This window comes from Protofrankia sp. Cj3, from assembly GCF_917627355.1.
Taxonomy (GTDB): Bacteria; Actinomycetota; Actinomycetes; order Frankiales; family Frankiaceae; genus Protofrankia.
Map to the genome: position 1 here is coordinate 2,706 of NZ_CAKJTR010000219.1, position 1,013 is coordinate 3,718.

General features: G+C 70.2%; 1 protein-coding gene. It reads right to left on the minus strand.

Going from position 1 to position 1,013, the window contains the following annotated elements:
• Positions 1 to 176: 176 nt before the first annotated feature.
• A partial coding sequence (locus tag MJ783_RS20625; protein ID WP_239312878.1) for a phosphotransferase occupies positions 177 to 1,013 on the minus strand: 837 nt, incomplete at its 5' end.

Below are 1,013 nucleotides of genomic sequence, written 5' to 3' on the forward strand. Positions count from 1 at the left end.
GTCGACATGCCGCTGACGTCTTGGAGATTCAGCCGGTGACGTTCCGGTCGGAACGGCGCTATGAGCAGGCGTTCGTGACTGAACTCGCGCTCGAGATCTACCGGCGGATCAGGGGGCTCGACTGAGGAACGGGGCCGCTCCCGTACGGGAGCGGCCCCGTCGCGCGTGTGACGGGGTCAGTGGCTGGCGGCCCAGCGGGCGATGTGCGCGGTGACGGTCGTGGGGTCGGTCCGGGGCCGGCGGGTCTGCCATACCTGATGGGCGGCGGTGAGTTTGCCGACGAGTTTGTCGAGGAGGGCTTGTCGCTGCCCGGCGGGTAGCGGGGGGCCGGTGAGGAGTTTGGTGTAACGGACGGTGTCGACGATCGCGGACTTCACGCGTTCGTGAGCGAGGTAGATCGGAAGGTCTGTCTCCCAGCCGTCGGACGCCGCGCCGGGCACGGCATGCGCCCAGCGGTCCAGGAGCGTGTCGTGCTCGTCGGGCTGGTAGGCGGTCTTGTGGAGGTGGACCGCGAGGTCATAGACGGGGTCGCCCCACAGCGCCAACTCCCAGTCAAGGAAATAGGTCCGCCCATCCGCGAGGATCATGTTCTTGCGGTGGATATCGGTGTGCAGGAGCCGGAACGGCCGGGGCCGCAACCGGGCCCAGCCGTTCCTGATCGTGGTGAGGGGTTCCACGGGGATGCCAAGAACGTCGAAGAGGCCGCCGAACGCGGGCAGGAAACGGGCGTGGACGTCGGCGGTGACCGCGGACAGCCGGCCGGCGAACCCGCCGGTGTCGCCGTCGGCGGGCCAGCCCGGCGGGACGGCCGGTACGCGGTCGCGGGGGAGGGCGCCGAGCTGTCCGAACAGGTCAGCGACGTCGTCGAGGACGTGGGACGGGACACGGACCCCGCGCGGGGCGAGATCGTCGAGGAGCTGCCCGTCGATGAACGCATGGACCTGGAAACGGGGGTCGTCCTGGGTGTGCAGGAGCCGGGGGGCGTGGGCGACCCTGGTACGGATGGCGCGCAG